Source organism: Agromyces sp. Marseille-Q5079 (assembly GCF_051016555.1).
GTDB lineage: Bacteria > Actinomycetota > Actinomycetes > Actinomycetales > Microbacteriaceae > Agromyces.
In genome coordinates this window covers 165,142-180,374 of the sequence record NZ_JBPEJF010000007.1, presented here as the reverse complement: position 1 = coordinate 180,374, position 15,233 = coordinate 165,142, and the positions used below count along the sequence as shown (strand labels likewise).

The window sequence follows — 15,233 nt, the reverse complement described above, 5'->3', positions numbered from 1 at the left end:
CTGTCGTTCACGCCCGTCGTTCACGCGGGCGGGCGCTCGCCCTCGTCGGCCGCACGCTCGAACGCGCGTTCCCACTCCTGCAGCTCCGAGCGCTTGCCGATGAGGCCGTCGAGCGAGACCTGGAAGTGCAGCCCGCGACGGGCGTTCACCTGCCTGATGTTCTGCACGAGGTCCGCCGACACCGCGGTGACGGCGTTGCGCACCTCGCGGATGCGCTCGTCGGGGTCGTCCCAGAGGTGCGGGTGGGTGAGGATGTCGAGCAGGTAGTCGCGGTCGAGTGCCGCCGTGAGCTTGCGGAGCGTGGCGTCGAGCTCGATCGCGGCGAGCCCGCGCTGGTCGGCGCCGCTGCGCTGGTCGAGTCGGGCGAAGAGCTCCTCGACGTTGACTGCGATGCCCGCGACGTCGGTCGCGGTCTGCGCGGCCACCGCGTTGCCGGTGGCGCCGACCTGCGCGTAGGCGGAGCTCAGCGAGCGCAGCGTCGCGACGTGCCGCCGGATCGGGTCGGGCAACCGTGCGTCGATCGAGCCCCGGCGACGTCGCGCGCGGATCACGCCGACTGCGGCCGCGGCGCCGGCGACGATCACGGCCGCCCCGATCGCGAGCCCGAGGACCAGCGAGCCGCCGCCGTCGGCTCCGCCCGCACCGGATGCCGCCGGCTCGGCCGCTTGCACGTCCTGAACCGTCGTGGTGAGCGCCGCCTCTACGCTGTCGGAGTTCTCCTGGGCCACGTTCGCGATACGCATCGCCTCACCGCCAGCCAGGGGGCTGACCTTCGACGCGGCTGAAAGGTCGTCGCCGATAGCCACGATGATCGTGTCGTAGCCCGTTTCCTGACCCAGCTGGATGGCGATGTTCAGCCCGGTGTCCTCCAGCTCGGCGTTCGGGGAGAGCACAGCGATCCCGATCGAGTCGCTCCCGATCTGGCCGACGAGCCGTGCCTGAAGCGCCTGCGCGTCGATGCCGGTCGCGTCTGGTGCGACATAGACCGTCGAGGTCTGCAGTGCCTCCACGGCATCGTCGACGTACCCGCCGTCGGATGCGGAGAGCGAGACATCCATCCGTCGCCCCTTAGAAGTTGTTGATGACCGACGCGAACACGAGGTCGATCTTCGCGGGGTCGGAGGCGTCGAACCACTGGCCGCCCGTCGCCTCGGCGATGCGCTGCAGCGCCCCGGTGTCGGCGCCCTCGCCGTACGCGATCGGGAAGATGCGCACGGGCGCGTCGTCGCCGCCCTCGCCGCTCGCCTCGCCGATCTTCGCGATGAGCGAGTCGATCGAGATCGACGAGTCGGTGTCCTGCCCGTCGGAGAGCACGACGACCGCGTTGATGCGGCCCGGTTCGGCGCGCGCGGTCATCTCCTCGTACGTGGCGGCGACCGCGTCGTAGAGGGGCGTGCCCTGCCGGTTCGCGTAACGCAGGTCGGCGATCGAGGAGCGCAGCGTCTCGCCGTCGGAGCCGAGCGGCGAGACTCCCCGCAGGTCGATGAGGTTCTTCCCGGCGGCGGATTCGACGTCGGTCGTGAACGCCCAGACGCCGACCTCGTCGGTCGGCCGGAAGTGGCCGAGCGTCGCCTGGGCGCCTTCGATCGCGCCGTCGAGCTTGGATCGGCCGTCGCCGATCGGGTCGTCCATCGACCCCGAGATGTCGATGACCTCGAGCACCGAGGAGGGCTTGCGGATCTGTGTCCACTGGTCGAGCGCCGCCGAGACGACGTCGACGCCGGGTCGCGGCAGCGTGGTCGCCGGGCCGGCCGGGTCGACGCCGTACTCTGCGGTGAACAGGTCGCCGAGCGGCACGGACTCGTCGAGCGGTCGGAACCCGTACTCGGGCAGGATCTGCTGCGCCTTCGCGGTGGCGAGGAAGGCGATGAACGCCTCACCCGCGGTCGCCTGCGCCTCGGTCACCCAGTCGGCGCCGAGCACGGTCACCGGGTTGTCCGACCAGATCGAGCCGCCTGACGGGTACACCGCGACGAGCTTCTCCTTCGGCGGGGTCAGCGTCTCACCGGGCTGCACGGTGTGCGAGTCGGGGTTGCCCTGGTTGTAGTTCAGCAGCGAGGTCTCCTCGAGCGCCACGGCCGAGACGTAGCCCGAGCCGCCCGAACCGTGCTGCGTCTCGTCGTAGAGGGTCGTGAGCACCTTGCCCGTGGTGTCTCCGTAGTGGATCACGCACTCTTCGAACACCCGCGAGAACTCCTCGGCCGCGGCGACGTCGTCGGCCGAGAGGTCGGCGGTCTTGCCGGATGCCTCGTACGACTGCATCAGGATCGCCGACAGCCCCGTGGTCGACGTGTTCGGGTTCGTCTTCGAGATCTTGAACGAGCCCCAGATGGGCTTGCCGACGCTGCCCCATCCTGCGGGATCGGCGCACAGCTTCTCGAAGTCGGCGATGCCGATCTCGGCGTCGGGCCAGCCGAGCGCCTTCGCCATGGTCTCGGGCACGCCGAACACGACGGGCGTGTGCGTGAACGACACCGGCTCCCCGACGAGCGAGGCGGATGCCGCGGCCGCGACGCGCTCGGTCCACACCGTGGATGCCGGCGACCACAGGGTCGGCCAGCGCCGCGGGTCTTCGTCGGGCCAGTCGCCGCCCGCCGTGAGGAAGCGGGTCGCGTCACCCGAGGACACGTTCACGGGCCGCACCGTCGCGCACTCGTCGAGCGCCTCGTGCTCGGGCGACTGCTTGAACGCGTCGGCCAGCGCCTCCAGCATGTTGACCTTCTCCGATGACGTCGCGACGACGACGCTCGTGCAGCCGTCGTCGGCGAAGTCGCCCCCGTCGACGGGCGACCCGTCGACCGTGTTCTCGCCGAACGTGCACGCGCTCAGGGCCACCGCGGCCACCGCGACGATCGAGATCGCGAGCGACGCGCGCACACCCCGCCTCGAGGTCGTCGGGAACGGGGAGCGGGCGGCCGTGCGCCGCGGAACGGGTGCCATGGGAACAGGGTACGTCTCCGGCTCGCGCCGTGGGGACGCTCGGATCCGGACGGGACGGGGAATGCTCGGCGACGCCCTAGAGCTTCGACTTCCGATACCCGGCATTCACAGCCGCAGACTCCGAGGAGAAGCATTCCTCTGGGTTCGTCCGGGTGTAGTAGGCGCCACTGGGCACGTGGTAAATCATCGAGTCGGCATTGCCCTTGATCGGTGCCCAGCTCGGGCAGTTCCACGTCCCGCTGATCGGCGGGGCGCTGTCGGGCGGGCGCACGGCGGCCGTGGCACCGGAGCGGGCCGTCAGCGTTGCGTACCCCGCCTTGCGGGCCGTGATGGCGACGGCGAGGGTCTTGCCGATGTCGGAGTTCGACGGGTTGTAGGTTCGCCCGGTCGCGCCACTGATCAACACGCCGCTGCGGTACCACTGGTACGACAACGTCGCCCCGGACGCTGCCGTGGCCGTCGCGGCGACGGTGTAGCCGACCTTCGCCGTGCCGCTGACGCCTGCCGTCAAGGACATGGTTCCGGCGACGACGTTCGTGATGGCGCCGGAGGTCTTGGTGAGGGCGTTGTAGCCCGCCTTCTTGCCGGTGACGATCACGGTCAGGGACTTGCCGAGGTCGGACGCGGTGAGCACGTAGGTCGACTTGGTCGCCCCGGTGATCGCGATGCCGGCGCGCTTCCATTGGTAGGTGAGTGCGACACCGGACGGGCTCCAGGTTCCCGGGGCGGCGGTGAGGGTCTTGCCCACTGTGCGGGTGCCCGAGATCGTGGGCGTGGAGGCTGCGAGCGTTCCTGCGGCGACAGCGGTCGTCGCGACTGAGGTCTTCGCGAGGGTCGAGTAGGCGGCCTTCTTGCCCGTCGTGGTGACGGTCAGGGTCTTGCCGAGGTCGGCTGCGGTGAGCACGTAGGTCGACGCGGTCGCTCCGGTGATCGAGACGCCCGCGCGCTTCCACTGGTAGGTGAATGCGACGCCGGAGGGGCTCCAGGTTCCGGGGGCCGCGGTGAGGGTGCGACCGACCGCGCGGATGCCCGCGATGGTGGGCGTGGGTGCGGTCAGGGTGCCGGCGGCGACGGTGACCGGGGTCGAGGTCTTGGAAGCGGTCGTATAGGCGGTCGCGGTGCCGGTGACGGTCACGGTGAGGGCCTTGCCGAGGTCGGTCGCCGTGATCGGGTAGGTCGATTTCGTCGCGCCGGTGATCGGCACGCCGGCGCGCTTCCACACGTAGGTGAAGGATGCGCCGGGCTTCCACGTGCCGGGCACGGCCGTGACGGTGCGGCCGACCGCGACCGTGCCCGACACGGTCGGGACGGGAGCGACGAACGTGCCGACGGCCACAGTTGCGGTCGAGGCCGACGTGAGGGTGACGGCCGTGTAGCCAGTGAGAGCGCCCCTGACGGTGACGGTGAGCTTCGCGCCGAGGTCGGCAGAGGTCGGCGTGTAGGTCACCTTGGTCGCACCGGTGATCGCGGTACCGTTGCGCTTCCACGTATACGTGTAGGCGATGTTCGAGGGCGTCCATCCGGGCGCTGCCGTGAGGATGGATCCGACCTTCACAGCGCCGGTGATCTTCGGCGTCGCCGTCGTCAACGTGCCGCTCGCGACGAGCGCGGTTGCCGCCGAAGTCTGCGTGGTCGTGGTGTGGCCTGCGAGCGCGCCGGTTGCGCGCACCGAGATGGCCGTTCCGAGATCGGCTGCCGTCAGGGTGTAGGTCGACGCGACTGCGCCGCTGATCACGTCGCCATTCCGCAGCCACTCGAACGACAGGACCGTCTCGACGGGCGACCATGCGCCGCCGGCGGCCGTGAGCTGCTGGCCGACCTTCGCCGTGCCGGAAATGGTCGGAGTGTTCGACGTGATCGGGAGCGCGGTCACTGGCGCGCTCTCGACGGACGTGGCCGTGGCAGCCTCCCATCCGATTCGGGACGCGGTGACGGCGACGGAGAGTGTCGCGTCGATATCCTCCGCGGTGACGACGTACGTGTCGCCCTTCGCGCCGACGATGGGCGCGCCGTCGCGAAGCCACTGGTACGTGAACTCCAGGTCCTTCACGCTCCAGATGCCGTGGTCGGCAGTAAGCGTCGCCCCGAACTGCGCGCCGCCCGAGATGGTCGGGGCAGCGAGTGCTTCGACCGCCGCCGGCAGCACTTGGATGTCGGCCGTGGTGGTCGAGTCCGCCGAGACGACGATGCCGTCGGCGGCGACCGTGCCGTCGCTGATCGCAGGCTGTGCCGCGAGCGACGGGGCCCAGGTGCGGAGCGTTTCAGTGGAAGCGGTGCACGAGTCGGCGCTGACGGCGTACGTGCCGGTGCCGAGTCCGGTAAGGATGTACGCGCCCGTGGCATCCGTGCGCACCTCGACGCCGAGGTCGACGGGTGCCCATGCAGCGTCGTCGAACACCTCCGCGGTGATGCAGAGGGCTTCGGCTGGAGCACCGGCGGGATCGGTGACGACGCCGGCGATGGAGCCGACGGGCGTCGTCGGATCGTCTTCATCGGCGAACGCGGGCGACGCCGGGATGAGCGCGGCGATGACGAGGGCAGCGGCGGCGGTCGCGACGAGCGAGAGCCCTCGAGATCTGAGCAGTGTGTTCAACGTTCTCCAATTCCGGGCGGACCGATCGAGCCTAGGCGGAACACCTGATGAAGTGCCGGAAACACGCCTCCCCAGAACGGGGGTGGTGTCCTGCAATGCGCACCATCGGATCGGGTCACCAGTTCAGAGGTCATGAGCATCTCGGACTGGGGAGTGGGCGCTGGACATCGGTGCCCGTACGGGCCACGCTGCGAGTGCGCCATGAGACCGGCCCCGGGGCATCCGCTCGGTCGGCGGGCACGCATAGGGTGGGACGCATGACCGACGTCTCGCTCACCTCCGGCATCGCGCACGACGAACTCGACGATGCGGTGCGACCGCAGGACGACCTGTTCCGTCATGTCAACGGCAAGTGGATCGAACGCACCGAGATCCCGGCCGACAAGGCGCGATTCGGGTCGTTCATCGAACTGCACGAAGAGGCCGAGAAGGCCGTGCGCGAGATCATCGAGGAGTCGCAGGTCGCCGAGCCCGGCACCGAGGCGCGCAAGGTCGGCGACCTGTACGCGACCTTCCTCAACGAGGAGCGGGCGAACATGCTGGGCGCCACGCCGATCGCCGGCCAGCTCGTCGAGGTCTCGCTCATCAACGACGTGCCGTCCTTCCTCGACGCGCTCGGCCGCCTCGAGCGCCAGGGTGTCGCGGGGCTGCTGCAGCTCTTCGTCGACAACGACCCGGGCGACCCCGAGCGCTACCTCGTCTTCTTCGAGCAGGGCGGCATCGGCCTGCCCGACGAGAGCTACTTCCGCGAAGAGCGCTTCGCGCCGATCCGCGAGGCCTACCGGGCGCACCTCGAGCGCATGTTCGGGCTCGCCCGGCTCGACGACCCCGCCGGTCGCGCGCAGCGGGTCTACGACCTCGAGACCGCGATCGCGGCCGCGCACTGGAGCAACGTCGAGACGCGCGACAGCGAGAAGACGTACAACCTCACGAGCTGGGCGGATGCCGCGGCCGCCGCATCCGGCCCCTCGTCGTCCGTCGACCTCGACGTCTGGCGCGACGCCATGGGCGTGCCCGCGAGTGCCTTCGACGAGGTCGTGCTGCGCGAGCCGTCGTTCGTCGAGGCGATCGGCACCCTCCTCACGGCCGACTCGCTCGACGCCTGGAAGGACTGGCTCGCGTGGCAGGTCATCCGCTCGAGCGCGGCCTACCTCTCGAACGACTTCGTCGAGGCGAACTTCGACTTCTACGGCCGCACCCTGAGCGGCACGCCGCAGCTGCGCGAGCGGTGGAAGCGCGGCGTCTCGCTCGTCGAGGGCGCCATGGGCGAGGCCGTCGGCCGCATCTACGTCGAGCGGCACTTCCCGCCGACCGCGAAGGAGGCGATGGACGACCTCGTCGCCAACCTCGTCGAGGCGTACCGGCAGTCGATCGACGCCCTCGAGTGGATGGGCGACGAGACGCGGGCGAAGGCCCTCGAGAAGCTCGCGAAGTTCACGCCGAAGATCGGGTTCCCGGTGAAGTGGCGCGACTACTCCTCGCTCGAGATCGTCGCCGACGACCTCGTGAGCAACGTGCGTGCGACCGCCGAGTTCACCTTCAACCGCGAGCTGGGCAAGATCGGCCGGCCGATCGATCGCGACGAGTGGTTCATGACCCCGCAGACGATCAACGCCTACTACAACCCGGGCTTCAACGAGATCGTGTTCCCCGCGGCGATCCTGCAGTACCCGTTCTTCGACGAGTCGCGCGACGCCGCGGCGAACTACGGCGCCATCGGCGCCGTGATCGGGCACGAGATCGGCCACGGATTCGACGACCAGGGCTCCAAGTACGACGGCGACGGCCGCCTCACCGACTGGTGGACCGAGGCCGATCGCGCCGCCTTCGAGCAGCGCACCAAGGCGCTCATCGCGCAGTACGACGCGCTCGTGCCCGCCCAACTGGTCGGCGTGACGGTCACCGACGCCGACGCCGACAGCGTTGCCGAGGCCGAAGACGACGACCAGGCCGCCGATGCGAACCACGTCAACGGCGCGCTCACGATCGGCGAGAACATCGGCGACCTCGGCGGTCTCGCCATCGCCTGGCGTGCCTATGTCATCTCGCTCGCGGGCGAGGAGCCGCCGGTCATCGACGGGCTCACCGGCGTCCAGCGGTTCTTCCTCTCGTGGGCGCAGGCCTGGCAGATGAAGGGCCGCGATGCTGAGGTCATCCGGTTGCTGGCGATCGACCCGCACTCGCCCAACGAGTTCCGGTGCAACCAGATCGTGCGCAACATCGACGAGTTCTACACTGGATTCGAAGTGACCCCGAATGACGCGCTCTGGCTCGACCCGGCCGACCGCGTCACGATCTGGTAGCCCCGGCCGCCGACGACCCGCTTCATCCGACCCGTCCGACCCACCCGAGCGTGCCGACCGCCGTGGCCCAGCACGCCGACCAGCCCAGAGAGTTCGTGCAAGCACCGTGGTGACGCCGTCGCAGGGATCGGAGCGCCGAGCGCGCCATTCCAACGTGCACCGCGGCAAGCACCGCGGCGAAGAGGTCAACGAGAACTTCGCGCGCGGGTTCCAAGCGCTGAGCGACCTCGCACTCGCGGGCGTGCAGGTCTCGGCCCGCGCGACCGACCTGGCGACAGGCAAGGAGCTGTTCTCGGTCGACGACCACGTGGTCATGCCCACGGCCTCGATCGGCAAGGTGCTGCTGCTCGTCGAGGTCGCGTCCCGGCTCACGGGCACGAGCGCCGAGACGTTCACGGTGCTCGATCGCGCACCGCGCGACGCCGTGGGCGACTCGGGCATCTGGCAGCACCTGCAGTCGCCGTCGCTGCCGCTGGCCGACCTGGCGGCCATGATCGGTGCGACGAGCGACAACCTGGCCACCAACGTGCTGCTCCGGCATGTGGGACTCGAGTCCGTTCGTGCGCGTACCGAGGCGCTGGGGCTCACCCGCACGGCCCTGCTCGATCTCGTGCGCGACCACCGCGGTCCCGACGACGCACCGCAGCTCTCGATCGGCTCGGCCAAGGAGCTCACCTGGCTGTTCGCGTCGCTCGCGCGCGGCGAGATCGTGAGCCCCGAGGTCTCGCAGCGGGTCATCGGATGGCTCTCCCTGAACTCCGACCTCTCGATGGTCGCCAGCGCGTTCGGCCTCGACCCGCTCGCGCACCGCACGCCCGATCACGGTGTGCTGCTCGTGAACAAGACGGGCACCGACGGCGGCGTGCGCAGCGAGGTGGGCGTGCTTCGCGGGCCGCGCGCGAGCGTGTCCTACGCGGTGTCGACCTACTTCGCCGACACCGGCCTGTCGTCGCGCCTCGCGGTGCTCGACGGCATGCGGCAGCTCGGCATGGACCTGCTCGAGTACGTGCACTGACGCGCGGCTCGGCGTGCCGGTCGCGTTCGCGACCGTCCGCCTCGCGACCGACCGTCCGCGACCTGAGAACACCGTTCTCGAATCGTGATCGGGCGGGTTCGGAAGGGTTCCTTTCGTGTCTTAGAGTCTTCATCGTCCTGCCCCTCGGCGGACGATGGCGTCCGACCCGAAGGAACTCCCCGTGCGTGTGAACCCCTCCCGACTCGGTGCCGGCGCGCTCGCCCTCACCGCCGGCCTCATGCTCGTCGCACTCTCGTCCGCTCCGGCGACGGCCGACGAGCAGGTCGTGCCCGCGACGGGCCCGGCGGTCTCCGAAACCGACCCCGCGCTCGACCCGAGCGCCTTGCCCGAGGCCGAGGCCGAGACCGAGGCCGATGCGCCGGCGTCGCCGGCTGCTGCCGAGGTCTTCGAGCCGGTCATCCAGGTCGAGAACACCGTCTACCCCGAGGGTGACTGGCTCGACGGCATCCACGTGACCGGCTCGGGATTCGTCACCGACGCCCCGCTCACTGGCATCGGCGTCCGGGCCGGGCAGGGAACGGTGGGCTGGGAGCTCATCGACGTCGCACCCGACGGCACGATCGACGCCGTGATGACGCCCGGCGACTTCGCCGCCGCGGATTCCCCCGACCGGCTTCCCTTCACGGTGAAGGTCACGCAGGGCCTGGCCGACGGCTCGAACGTGTTCTCGAACGAGGTGCAGCTGACCATCACGGCCGCCGTCCCTGCGGAGCCGGTCGATGGCCCCCCGGTCGTGGCGCCGTCAGCAGAGACCGAGAGCGAGGCGGGGCCCCGGCTCGCCGAGACCGGAGTCGAAGGCGGCATCCTCACTGCTGCGCTCGCGCTGGTGGCCGGCGGACTCCTCGTGACGATGGTGGGTGCGCGCCGCCGCCTCGCCGCCGACTGACGAGCCGACGCGCAGCGCGCCGCCTCGGCCGCCTATCCCTCGGGCAGCGCTCGCTCGGCGAGCAGGGCGATGCCGTCGCGCACCGCGGCGAACGTCTCGGGCGCCCGCAGGATGCGGAAGTGCCCGGCGACCGGCACCTGCACGTTGGTCGCGCCGATGAGCTCGCTGCCCTCGGGCACGTGCGGATCGAAGATCCCCGAGATCGAGACGATGCGACCGTTGACGGATGCCGCTGCGGCGAGCCGCACGATGGTCTCGTCGCGGGGCATGAGCGCCCGGATGGTCGGGTCGACGAACAGCCTGGCGTAGCGGGACCCGGCGAACGGCGTGCAGATCGCGACGAGCCCGAGCACTCCGGGGCCCTCCGTGCCGTCGATCACGTCGGCGGCTCCGGCGGTGTCGGCGATCCCGGGGGCCACGGCGGTGTCGGCGACCTCGGTCGAGGCCCCCGTGACCCCGCCGCCGGCGGTCGAGTCCGAGAGTGCCGGCGACGCCAGCAGCTCGGCATCCCGGTCCATGAGCAGGTGCTTGCCGACGAGCCCGCCCTTGCTGTGCGCCACGATCACGAACCCCGAGGCCGGGGCGGTGACCTCCGCGAGGGCGAGGGCGGCGCGCCGGGCGGTCTCCGCGATCGGGATGCGGTTGGTGCCGAGGCCGCGCACCACGCGCACGCGGTGGCCGGCCGCGTTCATCGCGTTGCCGAGCGGCCGCAGGAACGTCCAGTGCTCGTAGACGCCGGGCAGCAGGACGACCTCGGGCAGTGCATCGTCGCCCTCGCGCCACGCCTTCGGCCGGCGATTGCCGCCGAGCAGCGCGAGCTGGCGCCACCCGGCGTAGAGCTCGTCGGCCAGGGTCCACCCGATGAGTCGGAGGATCGACGGCCGCCGGGCGGGCTCGGACATCAGTCGATGGTTCCGGATGCCGCGAGGAGCCGGAGCACCTCTGCGCCCGCGGGCGGGCATCGGTGGGTGTCGGCCGAGGTGACCCAGTGCAGGGCGCCGACCTCGGCGGATGCGACGGGCGCGGCATCCGTCTCGGCCCGGAAGACGCGCATGCGCACCAGGCGGCCGTCGGGTTCGCCGTGGGCCTGGGTGACGACCTCGAAGAGTTCGACGAGGCCGTCGGGGTCGAGGTCGAGGGCGACCTCCTCGAACGCCTCGCGGGCGGCGGCCTGCGCGGGCGTCTCGCCCGGATCGATCTTGCCGCCGGGCATGTAGTGCACGTCGCGGCCGCGCGCCGTCACCATGAGGACTCGGCGGTCGCGCACGAGCGCGATCGCGGCGACGAGCAGGTCTGGCAGCGGCATCCGTTCCACCCTATGTCTCAGGTCGTCGCCCTTGAGCGCGCGGCGCGCAATGCGGCGTCGGCCGAGATCGGTCGCGACTCGCTCGCCCCGGCCGGGTAGGCGCGTTGCCGGCTACTTCGTCAGCGTGCGCACGAGCGCGACGGCCTCCTTCGGCGAGACCTCGGGCAGGTACGCCCGGCCGATCGCGAGGCCGATCGTCGGCAGGGCCAGCGGATCGGGGTAGGCCATCGAGATGGTCTCGTAGTCGGGGTTGAACTTCGCCTTGAAGCGGAAGAGCGACGAGAACCCGTAGGCGGGCTCGAGGGTGCGCGCGAGGAACTCGAGCAGGCGCGACATGACCGTCGGCTCGGGAGCCTCGGCGCCCGGCGCCAGCGGCTTCGTCGCGAGCGGTGCCCCCGAGAGGCTCAGCACCTCGGCGCCCTCGTCCTTCATGCGGAGCGCGGCCGAGGCGATGAGGAACTCCATGATGCCGTTCATGCTGTCGTCGGCCCGTCGCATGAAGTCGATGGTCCACCCGATGACGGCGCCGTCGCGGTACACGGGCAGCCAGCTCGTCACCGCCTGCAGGCGCCCGTCGGGCCCGACCGCCAGCATGAGCCGCACGTCGGGGTCCTTCAGCTCCTCCATGCCGCCGAGGGTGAAGCCCATCTCGGGCATCTCCTTCTCGGCGACCCATTCCTCCGAGATCGCGTTGATCTCGGCCACCGTCGCGCGGGGCAGCTCGTCCCAGCTCGCCCAGACCGTGGTCATGCCCTCCTTGACACCCCGGTTCAGGGCCTGGCGCACCTTCTGCCACGGCTTGCCGGTGAGCTCGAGGCCCTTCGTGCGCACGATCGTCTCCTCGCCGACCGACATGTGCTGCCAGCCGAGCTCCTCGAAGATCGGCAGGTACTGCGGGTGCACGCTGTAGAAGACCGGCACCCAGCTGTTCGTGTCGCAGAAGGCGGTGAACTCGCGGATGACGCGGTCGGCGTCCTCGTCGCGGCAGATCGGGTCCGACAGGGTGATCGCGATGCCGTTGATCACGCGGTACGCCACGGCGGCGTCGGCCGTGGGCGAGGTCCAGATCACGTTGCCGGGCCAGGTGGCCATGAACCCGAGGGTGCCGCCGCCGTTGCGTCGGAGGAGCTCGCGCAGGCGCGCGGCATCCGCCCCCGCCCCGACCTCGGTGCGGGTCATGAGCCAGACGGCCGCGACGATGAAGACCAGCCAGAAGACGACGCCGACGCCCTGCCAGAGCACGCTCGTCAGGTCGTGGCCCGGCACCACGATCGGGTCAACCACCGCGAGGAAGTGCGGGGGCACGAAGCGCTTGAGCGTGTCGACGACGAGGTCGACTTGCGTCGTCGCGGGCCAGAACTCGTCGATGGTGGCGAGGGCGACCACGAAGTAGACGCCCGCGAGCACGACGAACGTGCCGGCGACGACCGCGAGGAACCTCCGGAACGCCCGTCGGGGGGAGCGGATCCCGAAGTGGCGGCGGGTGACCGTCAACAGGACGATGAGCCCGATCGGCAGCGCGAAGGCCGCGACCACCCAGACGAGCAGTTCGCCGATGTCGAACGCCGACCAGTCGTCGTCGATGTCGTTGGCGGTGAACGTGGCGTCGAGCGAGGTGCGGGCGAACAGGATGATCGCCAGGTTCACGGCGATCGCGAGCCACCGGGCGAATCGACGTCCGCGGTGCAGCCCCCACGAGGCGAGCAGCAGGAGCACCACGGGCACGAACGAGAGCAGGAACATGCCGAAGCCCTGCGACGTGAGCACGGCGAGGTCGCCGAGGCACGCGGCGCTCAGGGACGACGCCGTGTCGCCGCATCGCGAGACGAGGTCGTCGAGCGAGACCGGCTGCTCGGTGAAGAGGTACGAGCTGAAGGCGAACGGGGTCAGCTCGGTCGCGTTGACGAGGGCGACCACCGGGCCGACGGCCGTGACCGCGACGACGGCCGCGACGAGCGTGCGGGTCTCGGCGTGGGAGCTGCGCCGCACCGAGAGCTTGGACGCGTCGCCGGCCAGGAGGGCGCCGAGCAGGTACCCGGCGACGGCCGCGATCAGGCGGTACGCGTTCGAGGAGTCGCCGTCGTAGAGCACGAACGTGAGGATCGCGGCGAGCGTCACGAGGCGCACGCGTCGGCGCCACAACGCGCCCATGAACGACGTCGACGCGATGAGCGCCCCGACGATGCCCGCGAGCGGATCGAGCGTCAGGTCGGCGGACGTGCCGGTGGCCCACCACTCGCCGACCTCGGCGCCGAACCACTGGAGCCACGCGCCGAGCGCGGTGCCGATCACGCCGGTCACCGTGAACGCCACGATCGCGCGCCAGGTTCCCATGCGGCGTTCGGCAACGCCCAGGAGCGTGAGTGCGGCGAGCACGCCGAAGACGAGCTGGAACGGGTCCTGCGGAATCACCACCGAGGTGCCGACCGTCCACCACTGCGCGCCGTCGAAGGTGCTGATGACGCCGGCCGCCCAGAACAGGAGCGTGTCCTGCCCGGCGGGTCCGAACATCGTGCCCGTCACAGCGGAGGTGACGACGAGCAGAACCGCGACCACGATGCTGAAGGGGATGCGCCGCACGAACGCGCCGAGGAGTTCGCCCGTCGTGCGCAGGCGTCCCTTCGGCTCCACGTCGCCTGGGGCCTGCGGGTCGGCGGGGGCCGTGTTCTCGGTCATCGTCGCTCCATGAGGTCTGGGGTGAGGGCCGTCGTCATCCGGGGTCAGTTCTCGGGAGGGGGCGCGAGTCCGAGTCGCGGGTACAGCGCCTCGAATCCCGCCTCGAGTCCGGCGGTCAACGTGGACGCGCCGTGGTCGCCGTCCGGCACCTCGACGTAGGTCGCGGCCATCCCGGCGGCCGTCGCGGCCTCGGCCAGGCGCTCCGTGCCGGGCGCGAAGGCATGGTCGTCCTCGCCGACGGCGAAGATCGCGGCCGAGTCGGCGTACGGTGCCTTCGCGTCCATGATGGTCGCGGGCTTCACCGCGTCGTAGGCCGCCTGGTCGCCCTTGAAGACCGTCGTGAGCACCTCGCCGCGGTGCTCGACCCCGGCGTACTCGGTCGGCGCGATCGCGATGATGTTGCCGAAGGTCTCGGGGTACTTCGCACCGAAGTAGGCCGCGCATCCGCCCCCGTTCGAGTACCCGGCGACCGTCGTCGACGTCGCGCCCTGCAGCACGTTCAGGTGCAGCTTCGCCCACGGCACCACGTCCTGCATCACGTAGGTCTCGACCATGCCGAGGTCGGTGTCGAGGCAGAGCGGGTCCTCGGAGGGGTCGCCCAGCTGGTCGATCACGAGGGCGATGGGCGCGAGGCCGTCGTGCTCCGCGGCGAACCCGTCGAGCACCTGGGCGATGAAGGTCGCATCGGGATGCCCCGGCTGGCCCATCATCATGATCACGAGCGGGAGGCGCGGCGGGTCCTCGACGAGCGCCGCCGGCGGCAGGTAGAGCTCGGCCTGTCGCGCGGGGAAGCCGGAGATCGTGTTCGGCACGGCCGGGACGGGTGTTCCGATCAGCCCGGTCTCCGGCATCCCAGCCGGGGCCTTCCACGTGGCGTACAGCGCCTCCGCGGGGTCCGCGGGAGGCGGATCGACGCCGGGGTCGCGGATGTCGAGGTCCTTCGCCGTCGAGATGCCGAGCACATCGCCGACCGTGCGATCGATGCCGTACGCGGCGTTGACGCCGAGCACGGCCGTGAGCACGAAGACGGGGATCGCGAGCACCGCGATGAGCTTGCGCCACCACCGCGAATGCCACAGGTTCCACACCGCGAGCGTGATCGCGGCGAACGCTGCGGGCACCCACAGCCAGGCCTCGTCGGCCACCGGCCCGCCGAAGAGGTCCAGCACGTGCACCGCCGCCCAGAGCGCCGCGCCGCCCACCATCGCGCCGACCACCAGCACCACGATCGCGGTGAGGGCCCATCCGCCCGATCCGCCGCGGAAGAGCAGGTACACGAACAGGACGGCCGCGATCACGTACACCGTGAGGAGCGCCGGCCCCTCGACGATCACGACGTCGAGCACTGCATCGGGCATCCGCCACCTCCGCCCCCGGCCGCCGATGGGCACAGCGTAGCGCCCGTGCGGGCGTTCGCGCGGATGGCGCACCCGATCGCCGCACGTAGGATGGAGGCACCGTTTCTTCCGGGCCGATCGGCCCGAACTCTCGAC

10 protein-coding genes are annotated in these 15,233 nt (G+C 70.8%); 3 read left to right on the top strand and 7 right to left on the bottom strand.

Translation table 11 applies throughout. The features are described from left to right. Positions 1 to 20: 20 nt before the first annotated feature. The 3 genes from ACR3IO_RS15770 to ACR3IO_RS15760 all read right to left on the bottom strand — a co-directional run bounded on the left by ACR3IO_RS15770 (position 21) and on the right by ACR3IO_RS15760 (position 5,533). Entirely contained in the window at positions 21 to 1,058 is a 1,038-nt protein-coding gene (locus tag ACR3IO_RS15770; protein ID WP_434072173.1) for a hypothetical protein, read from the bottom strand. A gap of 10 nt (positions 1,059 to 1,068) precedes the next feature. Then, on the bottom strand, positions 1,069 to 2,940 hold the full coding sequence (locus ACR3IO_RS15765) for a substrate-binding and vWA domain-containing protein (RefSeq protein ID WP_434072172.1): 1,872 nt from the start codon (positions 2,938 to 2,940) through the stop codon (positions 1,069 to 1,071). Positions 2,941 to 3,016: 76 nt separating this feature from the next. Then, entirely contained in the window at positions 3,017 to 5,533 is a 2,517-nt protein-coding gene (locus ACR3IO_RS15760) for a sunset domain-containing protein (protein WP_434072171.1), read from the bottom strand. A 257-nt stretch (positions 5,534 to 5,790) separates the two neighbouring features. Between ACR3IO_RS15760 and ACR3IO_RS15755 the strand changes: the two genes are divergently transcribed. From ACR3IO_RS15755 to ACR3IO_RS15745, 3 genes are all read left to right on the top strand, one after another. Then, positions 5,791 to 7,836, top strand: a complete 2,046-nt coding sequence (locus tag ACR3IO_RS15755) for a M13 family metallopeptidase (RefSeq protein ID WP_434072170.1) — start codon at positions 5,791 to 5,793, stop codon at positions 7,834 to 7,836. Positions 7,837 to 7,942: 106 nt separating this feature from the next. Continuing rightward, complete coding sequence (locus ACR3IO_RS15750) at positions 7,943 to 8,851, top strand: serine hydrolase (protein WP_434072169.1); 909 nt, start codon at positions 7,943 to 7,945, stop codon at positions 8,849 to 8,851. 181 nt (positions 8,852 to 9,032) lie between these two features. Beyond that, positions 9,033 to 9,758: a hypothetical protein gene (locus ACR3IO_RS15745; protein ID WP_434072168.1), complete on the top strand. Its 726-nt coding sequence runs from the start codon at positions 9,033 to 9,035 to the stop codon at positions 9,756 to 9,758. A gap of 32 nt (positions 9,759 to 9,790) precedes the next feature. Here the strand turns inward: ACR3IO_RS15745 and ACR3IO_RS15740 are convergent, their stop codons facing one another. The 4 genes from ACR3IO_RS15740 to ACR3IO_RS15725 all read right to left on the bottom strand — a co-directional run bounded on the left by ACR3IO_RS15740 (position 9,791) and on the right by ACR3IO_RS15725 (position 15,098). Further along, on the bottom strand, positions 9,791 to 10,660 hold the full coding sequence (locus ACR3IO_RS15740) for a hypothetical protein (RefSeq protein WP_434072167.1): 870 nt from the start codon (positions 10,658 to 10,660) through the stop codon (positions 9,791 to 9,793). Further along, complete coding sequence (locus tag ACR3IO_RS15735; protein ID WP_116080218.1) at positions 10,660 to 11,064, bottom strand: NUDIX hydrolase; 405 nt, start codon at positions 11,062 to 11,064, stop codon at positions 10,660 to 10,662. The genes ACR3IO_RS15740 and ACR3IO_RS15735 overlap by 1 nt, the downstream gene beginning before the upstream one ends. A gap of 111 nt (positions 11,065 to 11,175) precedes the next feature. Next, positions 11,176 to 13,740, bottom strand: a complete 2,565-nt coding sequence (locus tag ACR3IO_RS15730; protein ID WP_434072166.1) for a phosphatidylglycerol lysyltransferase domain-containing protein — start codon at positions 13,738 to 13,740, stop codon at positions 11,176 to 11,178. Positions 13,741 to 13,784: 44 nt separating this feature from the next. After that, the gene (locus ACR3IO_RS15725) at positions 13,785 to 15,098 is read right to left on the bottom strand and encodes an alpha/beta hydrolase (protein ID WP_434072165.1); all 1,314 of its coding nucleotides are present in this window, start codon (positions 15,096 to 15,098) and stop codon (positions 13,785 to 13,787) included. Between the last annotated feature and the right edge of the window lie 135 nt (positions 15,099 to 15,233).

Excerpts from the sequence above, each read along its gene's own strand:
- ACR3IO_RS15730 (WP_434072166.1), bottom strand. The coding sequence starts at position 13,740 with ATGACCGAGAACACGGCCCCCGCCGACCCGCAGGCCCCAGGCGACGTG.
- ACR3IO_RS15770 (WP_434072173.1), bottom strand. The coding sequence starts at position 1,058 with ATGGATGTCTCGCTCTCCGCATCCGACGGCGGGTACGTCGACGATGCC.
- ACR3IO_RS15725 (WP_434072165.1), bottom strand. The coding sequence starts at position 15,098 with ATGCCCGATGCAGTGCTCGACGTCGTGATCGTCGAGGGGCCGGCGCTC.
- ACR3IO_RS15755 (WP_434072170.1), top strand. The coding sequence starts at position 5,791 with ATGACCGACGTCTCGCTCACCTCCGGCATCGCGCACGACGAACTCGAC.
- ACR3IO_RS15765 (WP_434072172.1), bottom strand. The coding sequence starts at position 2,940 with ATGGCACCCGTTCCGCGGCGCACGGCCGCCCGCTCCCCGTTCCCGACG.
- ACR3IO_RS15735 (WP_116080218.1), bottom strand. The coding sequence starts at position 11,064 with ATGCCGCTGCCAGACCTGCTCGTCGCCGCGATCGCGCTCGTGCGCGAC.
- ACR3IO_RS15740 (WP_434072167.1), bottom strand. The coding sequence starts at position 10,660 with ATGTCCGAGCCCGCCCGGCGGCCGTCGATCCTCCGACTCATCGGGTGG.